The sequence below is a fragment of the Thermophagus sp. OGC60D27 genome (genome assembly GCF_052400625.1).
GTDB lineage: Bacteria > Bacteroidota > Bacteroidia > Bacteroidales > Marinilabiliaceae > Thermophagus.
The window spans coordinates 1-1,946 of record NZ_JBQTGH010000031.1; the positions used below are offsets into that span (position 1 = coordinate 1).

Below are 1,946 nucleotides of genomic sequence, written 5' to 3' on the forward strand. Positions count from 1 at the left end.
AAAACAAGAAAACTCCGATTCACACCAGATGAGTCGGAGTTTTTTGTTTTATAACGGTTGAGATTAGGCCGATAGGCCGATAGGTTGATAGGCTAATAGGCCAATAGGTTGATAGGTTAATAGGCCATTGGGCTGTTAGGCTTTTTTCATCTACTTTTTTTCTATCTATATCAACTTATCTCTTCTTGTTATTTCTGACTTCTGGCCTTTGAACGCTGCGCTCTGGCACACCCCCTTTAGGGACCGGAGGGTGTGGGATGAAATCTAATGATCTTACATCACAAAATGTCAATATTTTATTCAAGAATCTCTTCCTGGTTAATGGATACTGTCTCTAACCATTTTAACACCTTATAATGCAGTTCTGCGCCAAGTTTTATAGTCGGAATGCTATAAGGAATAATGCAGTACCGCTTTTAGAGTAAGAGCCGTACCGCTATTGTAGGTAAAGCCGTACGGCTTTTTGTGGATGAATAAGATTTAGGCTTATGTGATGAATCTAATCGATAGGATAACTAAAACTCTGAGATGGTAATGGTTTTGATTAATTGCAGCGTATTTTGACTTTAGAACATAAGATAGATATCTCTTAAAAAAATGTGTATAATAGGTCATTATTCCTTAGCTTTGTGAAACATTTTAATAGGTTATGTATTAAAGTTAATGAGACGCTGACATGAAGCGATTTCTGAGGTTAGTTGTTTTACTGTTCCTTATTATTTTTTTCACTTTTGGAAATTATATTTTTCCCCTGAATGGTGATATTGATTTGGTTCCAGCATTAGAACTTGAGAATAGGATTAGGCGATTGATCCCCGATTCACTGGAAAAGGCAGATTCCTTAGTAGTTCTTTTTATTCGTCAGGTCAATGGTTTAGGTAATGACACTTTGGCTTCGAGTGGATGGTACTTACGTGGTGAAGTTGCCTATTATAAGGGGCAGTTTGATTTTTCCGGCGATTGTTATCAAAAAAGCATTGACCTTTTGGGGTGTGTTTCTGCGTATAGAAAAAGGGCAGTTTACTACAACAATTTGGGGTTGACGCGGTATTTTAAGGAGAGATACAATGAGGCTCTGGAGGCTTTTATAAAATCATCGGAATACGAGAAAAAACTTGACAACGAATATGGATTTGCCCAATGTCTTCATAATATTGCTTTGGTCCAGGAGAAGGCCGGGAGGTTAAAAAGGGCTGAACAATATTTTGATCATTCCTTGTCTCTTTTTATAAAAATGGATTCTTTAGCGGATGCTGCTGCAGTCCTGAACGATTTTGCGATCTATTTGTCGGGGAGAGAACAAAATAAACTTGCCATTGAAAAATATCGTGAAGCAGTTAAAATTTATGAGACGCTAAATCAAACAGAAAATATTGCAAAAGTTAAATGTAACATCGGTTCTCTTCTGTTGGCGGAAAAAAGATATTCTGATGCTGCGCGTTATTTGGATGAAGCATTGGACTATTTCAAGGACCGTCCAGCATCATCGTTTTTGATAAATATTTACAGCCTTTTTGGAGATCTTTATTTTCAACAGGAAAGAGTTGCGCTTGCAGTAATTTTTTATGAACGAGCAGAGAAATTGGCAAAAGACATAGGTTGGAATGATCTGCGGCAAAAAAATTTGTATTCTTTATATAAAGCGTTGAAAATCGAAAAGGAGTATGAAAAGGCATTGAAAGCTCTGGAACTTTACACCGGATTTAAAGATTCATTGATTATTTCAAATAATGCGTTTTTAAAGGAGGATATTGATCGGGATCTTGAAACGGAGTTGTTGAAAAAAGAGCTTAGCTTGATGAAAGAGAAAAATAATCATATGAAATTGATTTTGATTATTTTGTGCTTTATTATTTTGATAGGGGGCGTAGGGCATTGCTGTAAACTTAAGTGGCTAAAAGGTTGATAATGAAATGATAACGCGAGGGCAAACGGAGGCTTCCGCC

General features: G+C 36.7%; 1 protein-coding gene. It reads left to right on the plus strand.

Going from position 1 to position 1,946, the window contains the following annotated elements:
• Window positions 1-676: 676 nt before the first annotated feature.
• Window positions 677-1,906, plus strand: coding sequence for a tetratricopeptide repeat protein (locus ACT29H_RS16705; RefSeq protein ID WP_444822798.1), 1,230 nt, complete (start codon window positions 677-679; stop codon window positions 1,904-1,906).
• The last annotated feature ends 40 nt before the right edge of the window (window positions 1,907-1,946 follow it).